The sequence below is a fragment of the Rhizocola hellebori genome, from assembly GCF_016862955.1.
Lineage (GTDB): Bacteria > Actinomycetota > Actinomycetes > Mycobacteriales > Micromonosporaceae > Rhizocola > Rhizocola hellebori.
In genome coordinates, this window is the sequence record NZ_BONY01000039.1 from 74,571 (window position 1) to 93,777 (window position 19,207).

The 19,207-nt window shown below is 66.2% G+C and carries 17 protein-coding genes; 8 read left to right on the top strand and 9 right to left on the bottom strand.

Annotated features, from left to right (window positions below; genetic code table 11):
- The 4 genes from Rhe02_RS28645 to Rhe02_RS28660 all read right to left on the bottom strand — a co-directional run bounded on the left by Rhe02_RS28645 (position 1) and on the right by Rhe02_RS28660 (position 5,980).
- Positions 1-1,410: a CBM96 family carbohydrate-binding protein gene (locus Rhe02_RS28645; protein ID WP_203911497.1), complete on the bottom strand. Its 1,410-nt coding sequence runs from the start codon at positions 1,408-1,410 to the stop codon at positions 1-3.
- 188 nt (positions 1,411-1,598) lie between these two features.
- Positions 1,599-3,062 carry an RICIN domain-containing protein gene (locus Rhe02_RS28650; protein WP_239124101.1) on the bottom strand — a complete coding sequence of 488 codons (1,464 nt, stop codon included), beginning with the start codon at positions 3,060-3,062 and terminating at the stop codon, positions 1,599-1,601.
- 21 nt (positions 3,063-3,083) lie between these two features.
- On the bottom strand, positions 3,084-4,490 hold the full coding sequence (locus Rhe02_RS28655; RefSeq protein WP_444544530.1) for an RICIN domain-containing protein: 1,407 nt from the start codon (positions 4,488-4,490) through the stop codon (positions 3,084-3,086).
- Between the two features lie 392 nt (positions 4,491-4,882).
- Complete coding sequence (locus Rhe02_RS28660; protein ID WP_239124102.1) at positions 4,883-5,980, bottom strand: LacI family DNA-binding transcriptional regulator; 1,098 nt, start codon at positions 5,978-5,980, stop codon at positions 4,883-4,885.
- 164 nt (positions 5,981-6,144) lie between these two features.
- Between Rhe02_RS28660 and Rhe02_RS28665 the strand changes: the two genes are divergently transcribed.
- The 5 genes from Rhe02_RS28665 to Rhe02_RS28685 are packed head-to-tail and all read left to right on the top strand — an operon-like array spanning position 6,145 to position 12,723.
- Entirely contained in the window at positions 6,145-7,098 is a 954-nt protein-coding gene (locus Rhe02_RS28665) for a carbohydrate ABC transporter permease (protein WP_239124103.1), read from the top strand.
- Positions 7,095-7,943: a carbohydrate ABC transporter permease gene (locus tag Rhe02_RS28670; RefSeq protein WP_203911499.1), complete on the top strand. Its 849-nt coding sequence runs from the start codon at positions 7,095-7,097 to the stop codon at positions 7,941-7,943. The genes Rhe02_RS28665 and Rhe02_RS28670 overlap by 4 nt, the downstream gene beginning before the upstream one ends.
- 47 nt (positions 7,944-7,990) lie before the next feature.
- Positions 7,991-9,301 carry an ABC transporter substrate-binding protein gene (locus Rhe02_RS28675; protein ID WP_239124104.1) on the top strand — a complete coding sequence of 437 codons (1,311 nt, stop codon included), beginning with the start codon at positions 7,991-7,993 and terminating at the stop codon, positions 9,299-9,301.
- A 42-nt stretch (positions 9,302-9,343) separates the two neighbouring features.
- A complete protein-coding gene (locus Rhe02_RS28680) occupies positions 9,344-11,395 on the top strand; it encodes a beta-galactosidase (RefSeq protein ID WP_239124105.1) in 2,052 nt (683 codons plus the stop codon).
- A gap of 17 nt (positions 11,396-11,412) precedes the next feature.
- The gene (locus tag Rhe02_RS28685) at positions 11,413-12,723 is read left to right on the top strand and encodes an RICIN domain-containing protein (protein ID WP_203911500.1); all 1,311 of its coding nucleotides are present in this window, start codon (positions 11,413-11,415) and stop codon (positions 12,721-12,723) included.
- A 7-nt stretch (positions 12,724-12,730) separates the two neighbouring features.
- On the opposite strand, the gene Rhe02_RS28690 is transcribed toward Rhe02_RS28685, so the two are convergent.
- The gene (locus tag Rhe02_RS28690; RefSeq protein WP_203911501.1) at positions 12,731-14,203 is read right to left on the bottom strand and encodes a serine/threonine-protein kinase; all 1,473 of its coding nucleotides are present in this window, start codon (positions 14,201-14,203) and stop codon (positions 12,731-12,733) included.
- A 120-nt stretch (positions 14,204-14,323) separates the two neighbouring features.
- Here Rhe02_RS28690 and Rhe02_RS28695 point away from each other — a divergent pair, with 120 nt between their 5' ends.
- The 3 genes from Rhe02_RS28695 to Rhe02_RS28705 are packed head-to-tail and all read left to right on the top strand — an operon-like array spanning position 14,324 to position 15,393.
- Positions 14,324-14,707, top strand: a complete 384-nt coding sequence (locus Rhe02_RS28695) for a DUF2089 domain-containing protein (protein WP_203911502.1) — start codon at positions 14,324-14,326, stop codon at positions 14,705-14,707.
- Positions 14,704-14,964 carry a hypothetical protein gene (locus Rhe02_RS28700; protein WP_203911503.1) on the top strand — a complete coding sequence of 87 codons (261 nt, stop codon included), beginning with the start codon at positions 14,704-14,706 and terminating at the stop codon, positions 14,962-14,964. The genes Rhe02_RS28695 and Rhe02_RS28700 overlap by 4 nt, the downstream gene beginning before the upstream one ends.
- Positions 14,965-14,973: 9 nt before the next feature.
- The gene (locus Rhe02_RS28705; RefSeq protein ID WP_203911504.1) at positions 14,974-15,393 is read left to right on the top strand and encodes an SHOCT-like domain-containing protein; all 420 of its coding nucleotides are present in this window, start codon (positions 14,974-14,976) and stop codon (positions 15,391-15,393) included.
- Positions 15,394-15,437: 44 nt separating this feature from the next.
- On the opposite strand, the gene Rhe02_RS28710 is transcribed toward Rhe02_RS28705, so the two are convergent.
- The 4 genes from Rhe02_RS28710 to Rhe02_RS28725 all read right to left on the bottom strand — a co-directional run.
- Positions 15,438-16,334, bottom strand: coding sequence for an Ig domain-containing protein (locus Rhe02_RS28710; RefSeq protein ID WP_203911505.1), 897 nt, complete (start codon positions 16,332-16,334; stop codon positions 15,438-15,440).
- A gap of 115 nt (positions 16,335-16,449) precedes the next feature.
- Complete coding sequence (locus Rhe02_RS28715; protein WP_203911506.1) at positions 16,450-16,899, bottom strand: GNAT family N-acetyltransferase; 450 nt, start codon at positions 16,897-16,899, stop codon at positions 16,450-16,452.
- A 17-nt stretch (positions 16,900-16,916) separates the two neighbouring features.
- Positions 16,917-18,533 (bottom strand): DHA2 family efflux MFS transporter permease subunit, encoded by a 1,617-nt coding sequence (locus Rhe02_RS28720; protein WP_203911507.1) that lies wholly within the window; start codon positions 18,531-18,533, stop codon positions 16,917-16,919.
- A gap of 397 nt (positions 18,534-18,930) precedes the next feature.
- On the bottom strand, positions 18,931-19,207 hold a 277-nt coding region (locus Rhe02_RS28725), incomplete at its 5' end, for a DUF8189 domain-containing protein (protein ID WP_203911508.1).

Below are 19,207 nucleotides of genomic sequence, written 5' to 3' on the forward strand. Positions count from 1 at the left end.
TCAGTGACAGGAGCCGGAGCCGCTGTCGCTGTAAGTCTGGCCGGCGACGGGCACGAACTGCCAGTTGTATCCGTTGGCATGCAACGTGAACTTGAGCACGCCGGCGGTGCCGGTGTTGCGCGCCTCGCTGTTGGGCTGGATCGTGCCGAACGAATATGCGCCCGCTCCGCCCATCCCGGCCACGAAATGCCGGATGCCGCGGGCCGTGTCCAGGCCACCGCTCGGGTTCATCGGGGCGAACCGCTCGTACTGGTGGTTGTGCCCGGCGACGACCACGTCGGCGTTGAAGTCGTAAAGCGCTTGCACCAAGGGCCCGATCGCCGTGTTGGGGGCATGGTTGGAGCCGGAGGTGAACCGCGGCTTGTGCCAGTAGGCGAACGTGCACGGCTTGGAACTCGCGGCCAGATCGGCGCGCAGCCACTGCTCCTGAGCCGAGCCCGCCGACGTGCTGACCTCCGAGTTGAGCGACACGACGTGCCAGTTGCCCAGATCGTAGGAGTAGTAGCCACGGCCGGACGGCCCGGCGCTCGCGCCGAAGTAGCTGTAGTAACCGGTGGCGCCGCTGGTGTTGTAGTCGTGGTTGCCCGGCGCGGGACGGGTACGGGCTTTGTGCCTTCCCCACGTGGGCTCGTAGAAGCTGGCGAAATCTGAGGCGGTGCCGTTCGGGTACACGTTGTCGCCGACCGTGAAGACCGTGCCCGCGATGCCGTCGAGCAGCGCGGCCGTCCGGGTGTCGTTGGAGCCGGAGTCGGCGATGTCGCCCGCACCGACGAGCACCGGATCACCCGGGGCAGGCGACGAGGTCGGGGAGGCCGAGGGTGACGGAGCCGCCCCGGTCGTGACGATGAGCTGTGGCGCGGTCCCGCCGGTCTCACGCGAGTCGAAGTCCGCGCCGTCGCTGCTGGACGAGGTCACGCCGATGCTGTAGGTGCCGTTACCCGTGATCAACGCGTCCACGTTGATCTGGTACCAGGTGTTGCGCGAGACAGCCCCGAGCGAACCCAGCGTCACGCCGTCGATGGCGGGCTGAACGTTCCAGGTGACGGCGGTCTCCGACCAGCTGGTGTTGGTCATGGCACGGTAGGTGCCGCCGTTGCTGCTCTGCGCCCCGCTCACGTCGTCGACGTGGATCCGCAAGGTGGCGGCGGTGACGGGCGAGGTCAGCCCGGAGACGGTGAACTTGAGGAACGTCCGCTTGACCTCTGAGTTGTCGACGCCCAGCTGGCCGGAGGTGCCGAAGTTGGTGCCGGTCGAGCTGTTGTCGACATAGGTGTCCGCGACAGGGGTGAACGTGACGGTGGCAGCCGAGGCGTTCGGCGCGTGGGTCAGGACAGCAACCGTGATCGCTACAGCGGTGAGGGTCACCGCTGCGCCGGATGCCAACACCGCCCTAGTCGTGCGAGTGGACATGCTTACCGAGCCCTTCGTGGGGGTCTTTAAAGGACAGGCTTGCGACGTTACGCAAGTTGTCGGCACTGCGCATGTCGAGAACAGGGAAGGTGTGGTGGATGCTGGGTGAACGCTGGACAACGATGACTGACAATCCCTGCCCGGTGGCTGCCGCCCAGGCGTCGACCTGGGCGACAGCCGGTGCGGGTTCAGACCTGCACGCGGTTCCACTGCTGGTTGGCACCGCTTCCGCAGGTGAATTGCTGGATGTCGACGCTGTCGCCGGTGCCGGAGCCCACCACGTCCAGGCACTTGGCGCTGTGACGCGCCCTGAGCTGGAAGCCGCTGCCGCTGGCCACCCATTGCCACTGCTGATTGGTGCCCGTCCCGCAGGTGTACTGGATGATGTTGCCACCGTTCGCGGTCGAGGCGCTGGCCACATCGAGGCATTTGCCACTGTTCTGGTTGACGATGCGGAAGTAGCCGCCGCCCGCGTCCTCGAAGGCCCACTTCTGGTTGCCACCGTTGTTCCAGGTGTACTGCTTCACCTCGGCGCTGTTGGCCGTGGACTGGCCGACCACGTCCATCACCTTGCCGCTGTTGACGTTGTTGAGCCGGTAGTAGGTCAGCGCCGGTGGTGGGGTGGGCGGCGTCGTGATGCTGACGTTCATGCCCCACGAGTACTGCAGCAGCTTCTTGCCCGACTGGTTGGTGATGCTCACGGTCAGGTTGGTGCCGCTGCCGCCCAGGCCGAACAGGCTGTAGGTGTCGTTGATGCGCACCCCCGGCCAGTACACGCTGCCCAGGCCGAGCTGACGGGCGCCCGCCGTGGTGCCGCGGATGAACGAGATGAACTGGTCGGTGCTCGGCACCTCGTAGTTCTTCCCGTTGGTCATCTCGGCGCCCCACTCGGTGATGATCACCCGGTTGGCGTAGCTGCCGACGCTGGAGACCAGACCGTTGTAGAACTGCGCTTCGGTGGTGTAGTCGTTGTTGAAGAACTTGTAGGTGTGGCGCGAGATGTAGGTGCCGTCGAAGCGGCTGTCGCTGCCGATCGTGATCAGGCCGGTGTTGTACCCGGAACCACTGATGATGATCCGGTTCCTCGGCACGCTGGAGTAGGTGGAAATCCATTGCGCCGCAAGGTTCTTCCAGGCGTCCGCGGTGTAGCCGTAGGGCTCGTTGAACGGCTCGAAGTAGACATGGCTCGCCCCGCCGTAGGCGTTGACGATGGTCTGCCACAGCGACCAGTACTGCGAGTCGTTGTCCACCGTGCCGTCCCGGTCGGCCGATGATTCCCAGTAGCTCAGGATTATCTTGTAGCCGCGCTGCCCCGCGGCGTCGATGATCCCCCGGTAGGAGTTCCAGTAGGCGCCCGAGATGGTCGGGTAGTTCACCGGAATCCGCACGGTGTTGGTGTTGAGGTTGGTGGTGGCGCTGTTGAGCACGCTGGTGGCCTTGGCCACCGTGGTGGCATAGCTGTCCGATGTGGACAGTCCGCCGAGGACCAGCGTGTCGGCGACGAAGTTGTCCCGCTGGTCGGCCCAGTTGAAGCCGCGGAAGTCGTTGGTGGCGGCGACGGCTGGGCCGGTGCTGACCGCGATGGCCATCGCCGTGGCCGCAGCGGTCAGTACCAGTGCGCCGCCCAACGCGATGATGCGTTTAGATTTCACTGTTTCCCCTGAAGTCGAAGGTCAGACCGCTGTGCGCGACCACTGCTGGTTGTTACCGCTGCCGCAGGTGAACTGCTGGATGTCCGCGCCATCGCCGGTGCCGGAGTTCACCACGTCGAGGCACTTGCCGCTGTGGCGCGCCCGCAGCTGGAAGTAGCTGCCGATGGCCACCCACTGCCACTGCTGGTTCTGGCCGCTGCCGCAGGTGTACTGGATGATGTTGGCGCCGTTGGCCGTCGAGCCGCTTGTCACATCGAGGCATTTGCCGCTGTTCTGGTTCACGATGCGCAGGTAGCCGCCGCCGGCGTCCTGGAACTCCCACCTCTGGTTGCCGCCACCGTTCCATGCGTACTGCTTCACCTCGGCGTTGTTCGCGGTGGAGTTGCTCACTACGTCCATCACCCGGCCGCTGTTGCGGTTGGTCACGCGGTAGTAGGTGGGCGAGAGCCCGGTGATGGTGCCCGCCGCGACATCGATGGTGATCTGCGGGGACCAGTTCAGGCTCATGCTGGTGTTGCTGGGGAAGGTGATCGGCAGCCACACGTACTGCGAGTCGTTCACCGGCCCGCCCCACGCGCCGGCCCAGCGGTCACCCAGGTAGAGATAGCTGGTGCCCGACGTGCCGGTGATCGGCAGCACGAAAGTCGGCTGGGAGCTGTAGGTGGTGGAGTTGCCCACGTTGGTCCAGCCCGACCATGGGCCGGAGATGCTGGTGGAGGTGGCGTACTGGGCCTGGTTCGGGTTCCATCCGGTGGCCGCCGAGGTCAGCATGAAGTAGGTGCTGCCCCGTTTGAACAGCGCCGGCGCCTCGCGGTGCGCGTCGTTCCAGAAGTTGCCGACCACAGCGGCGATGCCGAGGAAGTCCGGCGTGAGACGGTAGATCATCAGATCGAAGTTCTCGTCCGCGGCGGAAATCATGTAGCCGGTGCCGTTGTCGTTGTAGATCGTGATGTCGCGCGACATGAACGATCCCTGCGGCCGGAAGCTGCCCTGGTACGTGTAGGTGCCGTCGATCGTGCTGGAGACGGCGACCGCCGCTCGGGCCTCGCTGTAGTTGGTGCCGTTCTCCTTGTGCATCCACATCACGTACTTGCCGGTGCTGGCGTTGAACATGACCTTAGGGCGTTCGATGTTGGCCGATGCCAGCTCCGCGGCTGAGCTTTGGGTCAGCACGTTGTTGCGGAACTCCCAGTTCTTCAGGTCGGTGGACCGGTAGACGGAGACCGCGAGGAAGCGGTTGTCGGCGGTGCGGTTCTCGCCGAACCAGTAGTAGAAGTTGCCGTCTTTGAGGACGCCGCCACCGTGCGCGTGCACGATGCTGCCGTTGGTGGCGGTGAATTGGGTGCCGTTGGTGATGGTCACCGGCACGGCCCGGGCAGGCTCGGCGACGGCGACCACGCCGAGCGCGGCCAGGGTGGACGCCAGCAGGGCGGCGGCTGTCCGGACAGTGCGGGATCGGCGGTCTCGGGAGCGGGTCGAGTGGTGCACTCTGCTTCACCCTTCCTTGGGGAGACTTAGATGCTGAATCGTTTCAACGATGATGTGCGCGGACCCACCTCCTTTCGCGCCATGTCCCAACATTCGTTACATGGCGGCAATGTTTACGCAAACATCAGTGTGGACAGATGGTGTCACCGCGGTCAAGCCCCGTCAAGGGCGCGTTGCCCGGTCCATCCGATGTGGACGTGCCGTCTACCGGCGCGCCGCACGGCGGCGCTGGGTGGCGGCGCGGTCACGCGACGAGGCGCGCGGTGTGGCACCGCGGTGGTGCGGTGCTGTTTACCTGCGCGCCGCGCGGCGACGCGGTGGTGCGGTGCTGTTTACCTGCGGGCCGCGCGGCGGCGCGGGGTGGTGGCGGGGGCGGTCGCGGGTGGGGCGGCGGTGCTGTCCCGCACCACCAGGCGGGTGGGCACCAGGGTGGTGCCGTGCTCACGCGCCACACCGGGCCGGGTGTGGATCTGGCGCAGCACCGCGTCGACGCAGCGCCGCCCGACCTCCGCGAAGTCCTGGTGGATCGTGGTCAGCGGCGGGGTGAACGCGCCCGAGTCGGGCAGGTCGTCGAAGCCGACGACACTGACCTCCCCCGGCACCGCGCGGCCCTTCTCGTGCATGGCACGCAGCACGCCGAGCGCCATCTGGTCATTGGCCACGAACACGGCGGTGCACCCAGGTTCATCGGCGAGAGCCAGCCCGGCGCGGTAGCCCGACTCGGCGGACCAGTCACCGCGCAGCAGCGGCGGGACCGGCCGGCCGGCATCCTCCAATGTGGATCGCCAGGCCGCGGTGCGCCGCTCGCTGGCGAAGGACTCCTGCGGGCCCGCAATGTGCCAGACCGTGTGATGGCCGAGGCCGAGCAGATGCTCGGTGGCCTGACCCGCCCCCGAGGCCTGATCGGTGTCCACGACGGTATATCGGTCACCGGCGTCTGAGTCGACCACGACGACGTGCACGCCGGGCGGCAGGGTGATGGCCGCGTCGTTGAGGAGGTGGACCTCCATGATGACGATGATGCCGTCGACGGCCAGCTCCTCCAGACGGCTGAACGCGCCCGAGACCGCGTCCTGGGTCGGTGCGGCGACCGGCATCAGCGTCGTCGCGTACTTGCGGCGGGCCGCCTCCATGGCGATCGCCTCCACCGTGCGGCTGTTGCCGATGGTGGCGAGGGTGAACAGGATGACGCCTATGGTGTGGAACTCGCCCCGCTTGAGCGCGCGGGCCGCGCTGTTGGGACGGTAGCCCAGCTCGCGCATGGCGGCGAGAACCTGGTCGCGGGTGGTGGCCACCACGCCCGGCTGTCCATTGGCGACACGCGACACCGTCTGGGAGGAGACCCCGGCGAGGCGGGCCACGTCGGCCATCGAGGCCGGTTGCGGGCGCCCGTTGTGGCGGCGTTGCCTGCCGCCGGCCGTTGCCGGCAAGCCGCCGGCGCCTCCGGACGGTGCGCTGTCGTGCAGGGGTTGACGACTGCTGTGGTCCGCTGCCATTATTCGCCCCATCGATGTTTACGTAAACGAGCCCACCCTCACCCTACAAGATGTTTACGTAAACATTCGCCTGGCGCCTGATCTTTCGAGGGACACACATGACGCGGATGGTGCCGACGATCGGTGCCCGAAAGCGCCGCGCAACGGCGGCACGGCAGCACCTGGGATCACCGCGCCGGTCCAACCGCCGATCATGGGTGGGGCTGGGCTTCGTCGCACCGTTCCTGTCGGTGTTCGCTCTCGTCTTCGTCGCTCCCATCGCGTATTCCGGCTACCTGAGCCTTTACCGCACCAGGCTGATCGGCGGCACCACTTTCGTGGGCGTTCAGAACTACGCGGATGTCTTTGGCGATACGCACTTCTGGTCTGCGCTGGCCCGGGTCGCGCTGTTCCTCCTGGTACAGGTGCCGATCATGCTGGTGCTGGCGCTCGCGGTCGCTTTGGCCGTCGACAGTGGACGGTTGTATGGCGCGGGTGTGTTCCGGCTTTCCATCTTTTTGCCTTATGCGGTACCGGCCGTGGTCGCCGTGCTGATGTGGGGATTCCTTTATGGGCCGCAGTTCGGGCTGGTCGCCGGGCTCAACAGAACCTACGGCTGGAGCATCCCCAACCCGCTCGGGCCGGACCTGGTGCTCGCATCCATCGGGAATGTGGTCACGTGGTCCTACGTGGGGTACAACATGCTGATCTTCTTCTCGGCATTGCGCGTGGTGCCGCTGGCGCTCTATGAGGCGGCGGCCGTGGATGGAGCGTCGCCCTGGCGCGTGATCTGGCACGTCAAGCTGCCGGCGATCCGGGGCTCGCTGGTGATCGCGACCATCTTCTCCATCATCGGCAGCTTCCAGCTGTTCAACGAGCCCGCGATCCTGCGGCCGCTTGCGATGAACGCCATCACCACCGACTACACACCCAACCTTTACGCCTACTTCCTTTCCTTCTCCGGGCAGCAATACAACTACGCCGCGACTGTCGCCATTGTCATGGGCGCCTTCACGATGGTGATTGCTTATCTGGTACAGCTTCGTGGCATGCGCGGGATGGGTGACCGATGACAGGCACGCGCCGCAGCCCGCTGCTGACCGGATTGACCGGCATCGTCTTCGTATACAGCCTGCTGCCGCTGGTCTGGCTGGTCATCAACGCCACCAAATCCCAGGAAGGGCTGCTCGCCTCGTTCGGGTTGTGGTTCGCCGACGACTTCAGCCTGTGGCAGAACATCACCCAGACCCTCACCTACGACGACGGCGTGTTCCTGCTCTGGCTGCGCAACACCGTGCTGTATGTCGTGATTGGAGCCGGTGGCGCCACCGCGCTCGCGACGCTGGGCGGTTATGGGCTGGCCCGCTTCGATTTTCCGGGCAAGCGGGCGGTCTTCGCCGTCGTCATCGGCGCGGTCGCGGTGCCCGGGACGGCCCTCGCCGTGCCGACCTTCCTGCTGTTCAGCAAGCTGGGGCTGACCAACACCCCGTGGTCGGTCATCATCCCGTCACTGGTCACCCCGTTCGGCCTCTATCTCATGTGGACGTTCTCGGCCGAGGCCATCCCGGTCGACCTGATCGAGGCGGCCCGCATCGAAGGCGCCGGCGAGCTTCGCATCTTCACGCGGATCTGCCTGCCGCTGCTGGGGCCCGGCATCGTGACGGTGCTGCTGTTCTCGGCGGTGGCCACCTGGAACAACTACTTCCTCCCGCTCATCATGCTCAAGGACCCCAGCTGGTACCCACTACCGGTTGGCCTGGATACCTGGAATTCCCAGGCGGCAACCGCCGGAGGCGAGGCGGTCTTCAACCTCGTCATCACCGGATCGCTGCTGACTGTCGTGCCGCTGGTCGCCACCTTCCTGCTGTTGCAGCGCTATTGGGTGTCCGGCCTCGCCGCCGGCGCGATCAAGGATTGACCCCGCTCGCAATCCGTTAAGAGAAGCCCATTCAAAGGAGAGGTTCCGTGAGAACCAAATACAGCTGGCTCGCCGTCCTCAGCGCGGTCGTCCTCGCGACGACCGCGTGTTCGCAAGCCGAAACCCCAAGCCCGTCCGGCTCGGACCCCGATGCCGCGCTGGCCAAGGGCGGCAAGATTCTCGTGTGGTCGTGGGAGCCGACCCTGAAGAAGGTGGTCACCGCGTTCGAGGCGAAGTACCCCAACGTCGACGTGGAGCTGGTCAACGCGGGCACCGGCGGTAAGCAGTACACCGCTTTGCAGAATGCCATCACCGCCAACTCCGGCGCACCCGACGTGGCCCACGTCGAGTACTACGCCCTGCCACAGTTCGCCCTCGCCAAATCCCTCGCCGACCTCACTCCCTTCGGCGCGGGCAAGCTCGACGGCACGTTCACCCCCGGCCCGTGGAACGGCGTTCGGCAGGGCTCGGCAATCTTCGGGCTGCCAATGGATTCCGGCCCCATGGCCCTGTTCTACAACGACGAGGTCTTCAAGAAGCACAATGTCAAAGTCCCCACCACTTGGGATGAGTACCTCGACGCGGCCCGCAAACTGCACACCGCCGACCCGAACGTCTACATCACCAACGACACCGGCGACGCGGGCTTCACCACCAGCATGATCTGGCAGGCGGGCGGGCGTCCCTATAAGGCGGACGGCACCAACGTGTCGATCGACTTCTCGGATGCGGGGACAAAGAAGTTCGTTGAGACATGGCAGAAGCTCATCGACGAGAAGCTGCTCGCCCCGATCCCGTCTTGGAGTGACGGCTGGAACAAGGGCCTCGGCGAGGGCACCATCGCCACGCTGACCATCGGCGCGTGGATGCCGGCCAACCTCGAGTCCGGTGCCAAAGCAGGAGCGGGCAAATGGCGGGTCACCGATATGCCGCAGTGGACCACCGGCGGCAAGGTGAGCGCGGAGAACGGCGGAAGCTCGCTTGCCGTCATGGACAAGAGCGCGAACAAGGCGCTTGCCTACGCCTTCGTGCGTTATGCCACCACTGGCGAGGGCGCCACCTCGCGCGCCGCCGAGGGCGCCTTCCCGGCGACGCTCGCGGACCTCAACTCACCCGCGTTCGTGGACAAGGAGTTCACCTACTTCGGCGGCCAGAAGGTGAACCAGGTTCTCGCTCAGGCGGCCAAGAATGTGGCGACCGGCTGGAGCTACCTGCCGTTCCAGGTTTACGCCAACGACAAGTTCAACGACACGGTCGGCAAGGCCTACGTGTCGCCCACCAGGCTGGCCGACGGTCTGGCCGCGTGGCAGGCCGAGTGCAAGACCTACGGAACCGCGCAGGGCTTCACCGTGAAGTAGATCGGCGGCCATCTCGCTCACCTTTCAACCCGAGGAGTTGCTGTGCCTGAGCCCACCGGCCACAGATGGTTGCGCTGGCCCGCATCCACGCCCGAGCCGCGCCTGGCTTTCGGCGCGGACTACAACCCCGAGCAATGGCCCAGCGACGTGTGGCCCGAGGACGTGCGGGCGATGCGCGAGGCGGGCGTCAACATCGTGACCGTGGCGGTGTTCGCCTGGGCGCGCCTGCAACCCGGCGCGGGCCAGTGGACCTTCGGGTGGCTGGACGAGGTGATGGATCTGTTGCACGACAGCGGAATCGCGGTGGACCTCGCCACCGCGACCGCCTCACCTCCGGCCTGGCTGACCAGGGCACACCCGGAGATCCTGCCGGTGAACCGGCTGGGTGAAACGTTGTGGCCGGGCGGGCGTCAGCACTGGCGCCCGACCTCGCCGGTCTTCCGGACCCACGCCCTGGCCCTGGTCGACAAGCTCGCGCATCGCTACGCCCACCATCCGGCGCTGGCCTCCTGGCACATCTCCAACGAGCTGGGTTGCCACAACCTCTACGACTATTCCGACGACGCGGCGGCCGCCTTCCGGCTCTGGCTGCGCGCGCGTTACGAGACGCTCGACGCGCTCAACCACGCCTGGGGGACAGCGTTCTGGTCGCAGCGCTACGGCGACTGGGCGGAGATCCTGCCGCCCCGGCTGGCCGCCTCCTATCCCAATCCCACGCAGCAGCTGGATTTCAAACGGTTCTCCTCCGACGCCCTGCGCGACTACCTTTGCGCCGAACGCGATCTGTTGCGCGGCATCACCCCGCAGGTGCCGATCACCACCAACTTCATGGTGATGGGCGAGACGAGCGGGATGAACTACGCGCAGTGGGCTGCCGAGCTGGACTTCGTCTCCAACGACCACTACACCTGGCCCGGCCCGCACGCCGTTTCGGAGCTGCAATTCTCGGCCAATCTCACCGGCAACCTGGCCGGCGGGCGGCCCTGGTTCCTCATGGAACACTCGACCAGCGCGGTCAACTGGCAACCGGTTAACGTGCCGAAGAAGCCGGGCGAAATGGCTCGGGACTCGCTATCGCATGTGGCGCACGGTGCTGACGCCGTCTGCTTCTTCCAATGGCGCGCCTCCGTGGCGGGGGCCGAGAAGTACCACTCGGCGATGCTGCCCCACGCCGGGACCGACAGCGCCGTGTTCCAATCGGTCGTCCAGCTTGGACAGAGCCTGGCGGCGCTCGCTTCGGTGGCCGGTAGCCTTCGCAAACCCGCGCCTGTCGCGATCCTGTTCGACTGGGAGTCCTGGTGGGCAAGCCAGCAGGACTCCCATCCCACGGAATGGCTGCGTTACCGGCAGGAGGCCTTGGACTGGTACGTGGCGTTGCAGCAGGCGGGCCTGCGAGCCGATGTCATCCCGGCCGGGGCGGCGCTGCACGGCTACCGTCTGGTGATCGCGCCCGTGCTTCATGTCACGCCGCCCGCATTGGCCGCCCGGCTGTCATCCTATGTGGACGATGGCGGTCATCTGGTGACGACCTACTTCTCGGGCATCGTCGACGGCAACGACCACATCATCACCGGCGGCTATCCGGGTGGGCTTCGCGACCTGCTGGGCATCCGCATCGAGGAAATGGCGCCCCTGCTCGACGGCGAGTCGGTGAGCCTCGACAACGGCACGACCGCCACCATGTGGACCGACCGGATGGAGGTCGTCGATCCGGCCGTGAAAGTGCTTGCCCGGTACGCCTCCGGGGAACAGGCGGGCCGGCCCGCGATCACCCACCGCCCGGTGGGCGGCGGCTCGGCCAGCTACGTGTCGACCCGGCTCGGGCCGGCCGGGCTCGCGCCGGTCGTCGGCGAGCTGGCCGGATTCGCCGGGCTGGTAAGCGATCTGCCGCGCAGCGCTCGCGGCCGGGTCGAGCTGGCCGTGCGGCGTACCGACACCGAAGAGTTCTGGTTCTTGATCAACCTGACCGACGAACCGGTTCCGGCGGACGGGATCGACGGCGAGGTCCTCGTCCCTGCGGGGGCAAGGAACACCGCGGAAGGGCTCGCCCTCGCCCCCCGCGGCGTCGTGGTCCTGCGAAAGCCCAGCCCTTAACGAACGGAGCAACGCCCATGAGAATCCGTCCCTTGCACCAGGCCTGGCGAGTGCTGATCACCGTGCTGCTGGGCGTCGTCACCGGCGCGGTGGTCACAGCGGCACCCGCGCAGGCGGCCACCTCCTACCTCTACGCCACCTTCAAAGGCGACGCCGCCGCCGACGAGGAGCTGTGGCTCTACTCGTCGCCGAACGCCACCAGCTTCAGTGTCATGGCCGACACGAACTTCCGGGGGCCCTCCGGAGTGCTGCGCGACCCCAGCATCATCGAGTACGGCGGCAGGTTCTACGTGGCCTACACGGTGCAGTCGTGGACCACCAACTCGACATCGTTCAATATCGCCTCCTCCACGGACCTGCGTTCGTGGACCCATGTGACGACCGTCAACTCCGGCATCACCAACACGAAGTTCGTGTGGGCGCCCGAGTTCTACGTCGAGGGCAACACCGTGCGCATCATCGCGAGCATCGCGCAGACGACGTGTTCCGCGTGTTTCCGGCCCTATGTCTACACCGCGCAGAACACAGCGCTTTCCTCGTGGAGCGGGCCGGCACAGATGGACGGGTTGGGGTTCAACCACATCGACACGTTCGTGGTGAAGTCCGGCAGCACCTATCACGCCTTCGTCAAGAACGAGACCTCCAAGTTCATCGAGCACTGGACGAGCGCGGCGAGCCTCACCAGCGGCTGGACACTCCTGGGCACCCTGTGGAGCTCCGGATACGAGGGACCGTCCCTGATCCAGCTCACCGACGGCACCTGGCGCATCTACATCGATAAGTACACCAATGGCGGCATCTGGACTGCCACCAGCTCGAACCTCAACAGCTGGACCGGCTTGAGCAGCGTGACCTGCGCCGGATGCCGACACGGGACCGTCATCAAGACCACGACGACGACCGGCCCGGCATTCAGCTCCACCGCGGTGGCTCAGCACAGCGGCAAGTGTGTCGACGCGGTCAACGCGACCGCTGCCGGTCAGCTGGTACAGGCCACGTGTAGCGGGGCTTCGCCCCAGTCATGGCGTTTCGAGCCGGTGGGCGCCGACACCTACACCATCGTCAACGCCGGCAGCGGCCTGTGCATGGACGTCGACGGCGGCTCCACCGCCAACAACGCCAAGCTGATCCAGTGGACCTGCAACGGGGCCGCCAACCAGACTTACCAGCTGAATCTGGTGTCCGGCAAGGTATACAGGCTCATCGCCGTCCACAGCGGCAAGTGTATCGATGTCACCAGCGCCTCGACCGCTGACGGCGCCGGGCTGATCCAGTACACCTGCGGCAATGGCACCAACCAGCGATTCACCCTCGCCGGGCACCCGTAACCCCGCGTCACACCTCCTGGCAGATGCCGGTGGCCTTCGCTATCACCACCTCGACGGTGGAACCGGTCGACAGCACGGTTCCACCGGGCGGGGATTGCTCGATGGCGTAACACTTGTCCGGAGTCCATCGGTAAGTTATCCGCGCCACGAGACCGAGCCGCGTCATCTCGGAGGTCACCTCCGATTCCTTCCAGCCATAGAGGATCGGCACCTTAGCCGTGGCGGCCGGTGTGCTCTGCTTGGCGGTGGGGCCGGTCGGCGTGGTGCCCGCAGGCGTTGTCGCGGTTGAGGTTGCGGCACGGGTACCGGACGCCGACGGCGCGACCGAGGCGGCGGGCGACACCGACGCGGCCGTGGCGGTCGGTGACAGTGAGGCGTCAGGCCGCTGCGATTGCGGCTCGCTCGTGCCGCGCCAAGACAGGACGAAGATCAGGGTGGCCGCGATCGCCAGTGTCAGCGCGCCACCACCGAGCAGCAGCAGCCGTTTGCGGGCGGGCACCGCCGCCGCGGTTGGCTTTTCCCAAGCCGGGGCGGGCGCACGGGTGGTCGGCCCGGTCAGCACCTCCAGCTGGGGCACCGGCGCGGCGCCTTCGACCAGGTGCAGGCTGGCCCATGGCGCGGTGACCGCGCCGACGACCGCGGTGGGCATCGGGCCGGTGGGCAGGGTCATGCCGATCGCCGTGGCCGCCGCATGCGCCAGGGCAGCGGCGCTGGGCCAGCGCGCGGCGGGATCCTTGGCCATGGCCCGCAGCACGACCTCGCGGACCGGTTCGGCAATGGTCTCCGGAAGCGGTGGCGGATCCTCGTGTACGTGCTTGAGCGCCACCCCGAACGGCGTGTCCGCTTCGAACGGCCTGCTCCCGGTCAGCAGCTCGTAGGCGACCACGCCGAGGGCGTACACGTCGGTTGCGGGACCGATCTCGTGGCCGGTGACCTGCTCGGGGGCGAGATACGAGGAGGTCCCGACGATTTGTTCGCCGACGGTGAGCCGGTCGGTGGCCAGGATCCGGGCGATACCGAAGTCGGACAGGGCCAGCCTGCCGTCGGCTCGCAGCAGCAGGTTCGCCGGCTTGACGTCGCGGTGGACTATCCCCTGCCGGTGGGCGGCCTCGATGGCGTCGGCCGCCTGTACCACCAGCTGCATCGCGCGCTGCGGTGTCACCGGACCCGTGCGGCGGATCAGCGACACCAGCGACTCACCCTCGACGAACTGCATCACCAGGAAGGCAAGCCCGTCGGCCTGCCCGTAGTCGTAGATCTCGACGATCCCGGGGTGGCTCAGCGCCGCCATCGCCCGCGCCTCGGCCAGGAACCGGGCGGCGAAGCCGGGGTTGCCGGCAAGGTTGGGCAGCAACACTTTCACCGCGACCCGCCGGCCGAGCACGGTGTCCTGCGCGCTCCACACCTCCCCCATCCCGCCGCGCGCGACCAGGGCCACCAGCTGGTAACGGTCGCGGAGGGTCGCCCCTACCTCAAACACGCAGTGAAGCCTTAAGGAGCGATCCCCGCCCGTCAAGCCGGGTTCAAAAAATCAAAGACATCTGCATTGAATTATTAAGAATCTCAAGGTACAACTTTAATTACATGAGATGGAGGGTCGATGGACTGGCAAGAACTGACCAACCTCACGAAAGGCCGGCGTTTCGTCGTCGAACGCGTCCGCCTGGAAGGAGATATCGCCATCGAAGGCGAGTTCGAGTTACCGCAACTCGCCCAGCTCGGCGTGGAGGACCAGGTGTTCGTCACCGCGTTCGTCCGCTGCCACGGCTCCATCAAGGAAATGGAACGCATCTTCGGGGTCAGCTACCCCACGATCAAATCAAGGCTCAACCGCCTCGCCCAAAGCCTCGACTTCGTCGACACCGACCCCGGACCCTCACGGGCCGATGCGCGGGCCGAGTCGCGGGCCGAAGTCATCGACCAGCTAAAGCGCGGCGAAATCACCGCTGACGAAGCGCTACGACGCCTGGAGGAGCCGACATGATCCCGCAAATCGCCACCGTTCGCGTCCAGAGCAGACCAGACAGGCACCTGCGCCTATGGATTCCCCTGCTGCCGATCTACCTCATCCTCACCCCGGTGCTCTTCCTGATCATCATCGGCGGAGCCGTCGCCTGTGCGCGCTACCGCATCAACCCCATCCGCGCCCTGACCGCCGGCGCGCAGATGCTGGCCGGGCTCGGCGGCCTGCACATCGACATCAAGGCCCACCACTCAAACATCATGATCAAACTTGCCTAGGAGGCAAACATGAACGAGCAGCGCATGCAGATCCTCGAAATGGTGGCCGAAAACAAGCTCACCGTCGACGAGGCCGACCGCCTCATCGCCGCCCTCGACGACACCCCCACCCAAAACCAGGCCACCCCGGAGTCCAAACCCAAGAGACCCAAGTATCTACGTGTCTTGGTGGACTCGCGCGACGACGGCGAGCAGACCCACGTCAACGTTCGCATCCCCATTCAGCTCATCCGCGCCGGCGTCAAACTCGCCAGCATCATTCCCCCGAAAGCCCTCGACCAGGCCAATATCGAGCTGCAGCGCTCCGGCATGCCCATCGATCTGACCAGACTCAAGCCCGAAGACATCGACGAACTTATCGATCACCTGGGCGACATGACCGTCGAGGTCGAGGACCACGAAAACAAGGTCCACGTCTTCTGCGAATAGCTACCAACCGAGGGCCTGGCGCATCACGCCAGACCCTCGTTCGCTCAGCAGGTTGGACAGGGCTCGCGCCTGACGCCCCACGTGAACTGAGCGCTGGCGGACCGGCCGGCCGCGTCCACCGCGGTGGCCGTGACCGTGTAGGTGCCCAACTTGGTGACAGTGCCGGTGATCAAGCCGGTGCTGGAGTTGATCGACAGGCCGGTGGGCAGTCCCGTGGCCGACCAGGTGTAAGGGGCGGTCCCGCCGGTTGCGGCCATCTGCAGCTGATCTGAGTCGAACACGAAAGTCGTCTGATTACCGGGATTGGTCACAGCAAACGTCGCCGGCGGCGGCGTGGTCGGCGGCGGCCCGCATCCGATGTAAACCGGGTAGCTGATGATGGTCAGCGAGTCCGACGGCGGGTTCAGATCGTAGCGGGCAATGGTCGCGCCCACGACCCCGAAGTACCAACCTTCGGTGCAGGTCGACAGGCCCGCGGTGGCGAAGATCCCGTAAACGTAAGGAAAGACCGCGGTGGTGTTCGCGACCCGGTCGGCCCCACGGAAAAGCTCGACCGTCAGCACACCCAGATGGATGTAGTCGTCGCAGGTGAACCAGCCGTCCAGCAGGATGTCGGCGTCCGCGGAGCCTCCCCCATGGGGAAGGGTCATGTCCAGATAGCACGTGACCTGAATCGTCACGCCGCCATCGACACCCTTGCCCTCGGCGGCCTTCGAGCCAAGGGTCACCAGCTTTCCGTTGCCCTCGGCGGCCATCGCCAGGACCTGTTCGGTGGTCGCCAACCGGAAGTTCATAGCGGAGGATCGGGCGATGGTGGGTGCGGCTGTCGCGTCGGGACCGGTGGGCGCGGCCTGAGCGGGATTGGATGTCCCGCACAGGGCACCGGCAAGGATTAGTGCGGTCAACGGGGCGCCGGCTCGAAGCCAGCTCCTTCTCAGCATTTGGCGGTCACACCTCTCGTATCCAGGGTGGCGGCAAGAGAGGCAGACCTTATCGACGGCCACTGAACACGGACTGGCCACGGATTGGACAGCGACTGGATTCGATCCCTGCGTATCAGCAGCGGAGGTTGAGGGCCACCAGGTCGTCGACCTGGGTGAAGCCGAGCGAGCCGTAAAGGGATAGCGCGGCTGCGTTGTCCGGCTCGGTCTGCAGCGACAGCCGAAGCGCGCCTTCACCGCGGGCCGTCTCGATGACGTCGAGCAGCAGGGCCCGGGCGGCGCCGGATCGCCGCACGGCGGGATCCACGTACAGGTCGCGGATCAGCCAAGCTGTCCGCAAGGTGAGCGACGCCGGTATGACGGTCGTGGTGATCAACCCGCACACGTTGTCGCCGAGCGAGGCGATCGCCACCCGAAACCGTTGCCGGTCAAGCTGTTCGCTCAGCCAGCTGCGAGTCGGATCCAGTGCCGGCGGCTGTCCATAGTGGACACGGTAGGCGTCGAACAGCACACAGGCTCGATCGAATGCCGGATCTGCAACCGTAATAGGGCGGACCGAGATCATCTCGCGATACTAGCGGCTCACTTCACCGGCTTGCGCCGCACCAGCAGCACGGTGAGCGCCGCCATGCCGAGCACGATGAGCGGCAGGACCAGCGTGTTTCGCATCGCCGAGGTGAACGCCTCGTGGAAAGTCTTCTGCGCCAAAGCGGTGATCGCCTGGAGGACCTGCGCGGGAAGGCCGGAGGGCAGAGCCGCGCCGGTCTGGCCCGCGCCGACTTCGAGCCCTTTGGAAGCGGCATCGCTGAATCCCTCGACGAACTGGCTACGGTACTGCTCCGGCAACGCGGCCGCGTTCGCCGTGGCGGTCGTGGTCAGCGTCTTGCTGAGCTGCGCCTGCAGCAGCGCGCCCACGGCGGCGGAACCGATGACCGCACCCAGCTGCCGGGTGGTGGTGATCATGCCGGAGGCCGCTCCGGCCAGGCGCGGGGCCACGTTTAGCATCGCGATCGTCTGCAGCGGCGCGAACGTCATGCCCAGGCCGAATCCGGCGACCAGCAGGCCGGGCAGCAGGTGCCACCGGGTGGAGTCGGGGTGGACCGAAGCCAGGACGATGGACAGCCCGACCGTCCAGAGGGTGAGCCCGGAGAACAGGATCCACTTGCCACCGAACCTGTCCGAAAGACGGCCGGCCACCGGCGCCACGAACATCGAGATCACCGACATCGGCGCCAGGGTGAGACCGGCCTGCAGAGCGGTGAGGCCGAGGACCGACTGCAGATAGATGACCAGGGGAAGGAAGAGCCCCAGCATGCCGAAGGAGATCCCCGCCACCACGAAGTTCATCAGCGAGTAGTTGCGATCCCGGAAGATCTCAAATGGTACCAACGGCTCCTTAGCCCGCTGCGCATACTGCTGCCACATGAAGATTGCCAGCACCACCACACCCAGCACAATGATCATGGGGATGGTGATCGGCCCCCACACTTTGCCCCAGTCGTGCGACTGCCCTTCGATCAGCCCGAAGCAGACCAGGAACAGGCCCAGCGTGGCCAGCCCGGTGCCCAGCCAGTCAAGCCGGTGACGCACGTTGATATGGATGTCGGGCATGAGCACGAAGGCGAGAATGAGCGTGAGAATGCCGACCGGCACGTTCACGAAGAAGATCCAGCGCCACGAATAGTAGGTAACCAGCCAGCCACCGAGGGTCGGGCCCGCGATGGTGGCCACGCCCGCGACCGCGCCCCAGATCCCGAAGGCCGCACCCCGCTTCGCCGGCGGGAAGATGATCGTCAGCATGGACAGGGTCTGCGGCGTCAGCAGCGCGCCGCCGACGCCCTGCACGACCCGGAAGAAGATGAGCTGATTCGGCGTCTGCGCCAGGCCGCACGCGGCCGAGGCGATGGTGAACACGATCAAACCGATGATGAAAAGCCGCTTCGGCCCGAACAGGTCGCCCAGCCGGCCCGCGGTGATGAGCAGCACCGCATAGGCCAGGATGTAGGCGTTGATCACCCACAGGATCTGGTCGAGCGTGGCGTGCAGCTCGTCGATCATGTTCGGGATGGCGATGTTGACGATCGTCGTGTCCAGCAAAATCATGAAAAAGCCGAGACACAGCACGATAAGCACGAGCCACGGATTGCGCCCCTGCGCGGAGGCGGGAACCCGGCCGTGAGGGTCGCTTGCCGAAGTCATCGCCCACCCTTCGAGATCTACTCCGCTCACTGTACTGCGAGGGCCCGGCGAAAGGCGGCATCCTCGCCCAGCGCGTGGTGCATCCAATGTGGTCGATAGCGCCCGCTGTCATCCGTTTCCCGCCGCCGGGGTTCAGGTGGCCCCGATGACGAAGACGCTGCGTGAAGGCACCATCGATCCAGACCATGGGATCGCCCGCCCTCGGATCTGCCCGCCGACTGGCTGACCCGGCTGATCCCGGCGGCCCGCGCGGCGATCCCGCAGTCGGTGTTCGCGGCGGTCAGCACTCCGCCAGCCGGGGCCATGGCTGTCTTCGGCGCCCGCTGAGACGGGCAAAAGCCAGACGGGCCAGGGTTTTCCGCGCAATGCGGTGAACCCTGGCCCGTCGTGAAGGGACTTACAGACTGAGGTCGTTCCAGCCGGACCAACCGTTGGCGAAGTAGCGATACACCGCGTGGTTGTTCGGCGTGCGGGAGTAAACCTCCGTGGTGGAGAACTGCGGGTTGAAAATCAGCGACGGCGAGCCAGCCACCTGTCCAGCCAGGGGGTTCCAGACGGACCACCCGTTGGAGAAGTATCTGTACTGCGTCTCGTTGGCGCTGGTCCGCACATACACCTCGGTCGTGCCGAAACGCGGGTTGTAGAGCAACGCCGGATCGCTCGCGACGTCACCC

Coding starts and splice junctions, on each gene's coding strand:
- Rhe02_RS28665 (WP_239124103.1), top strand. CDS start 6,145: ATGACGCGGATGGTGCCGACGATCGGTGCCCGAAAGCGCCGCGCAACG.
- Rhe02_RS28700 (WP_203911503.1), top strand. CDS start 14,704: ATGATCCCGCAAATCGCCACCGTTCGCGTCCAGAGCAGACCAGACAGG.
- Rhe02_RS28645 (WP_203911497.1), bottom strand. CDS start 1,410: ATGTCCACTCGCACGACTAGGGCGGTGTTGGCATCCGGCGCAGCGGTG.
- Rhe02_RS28670 (WP_203911499.1), top strand. CDS start 7,095: ATGACAGGCACGCGCCGCAGCCCGCTGCTGACCGGATTGACCGGCATC.
- Rhe02_RS28695 (WP_203911502.1), top strand. CDS start 14,324: ATGGACTGGCAAGAACTGACCAACCTCACGAAAGGCCGGCGTTTCGTC.
- Rhe02_RS28715 (WP_203911506.1), bottom strand. CDS start 16,899: ATGATCTCGGTCCGCCCTATTACGGTTGCAGATCCGGCATTCGATCGA.
- Rhe02_RS28705 (WP_203911504.1), top strand. CDS start 14,974: ATGAACGAGCAGCGCATGCAGATCCTCGAAATGGTGGCCGAAAACAAG.
- Rhe02_RS28685 (WP_203911500.1), top strand. CDS start 11,413: ATGAGAATCCGTCCCTTGCACCAGGCCTGGCGAGTGCTGATCACCGTG.
- Rhe02_RS28720 (WP_203911507.1), bottom strand. CDS start 18,533: ATGACTTCGGCAAGCGACCCTCACGGCCGGGTTCCCGCCTCCGCGCAG.
- Rhe02_RS28710 (WP_203911505.1), bottom strand. CDS start 16,334: ATGCTGAGAAGGAGCTGGCTTCGAGCCGGCGCCCCGTTGACCGCACTA.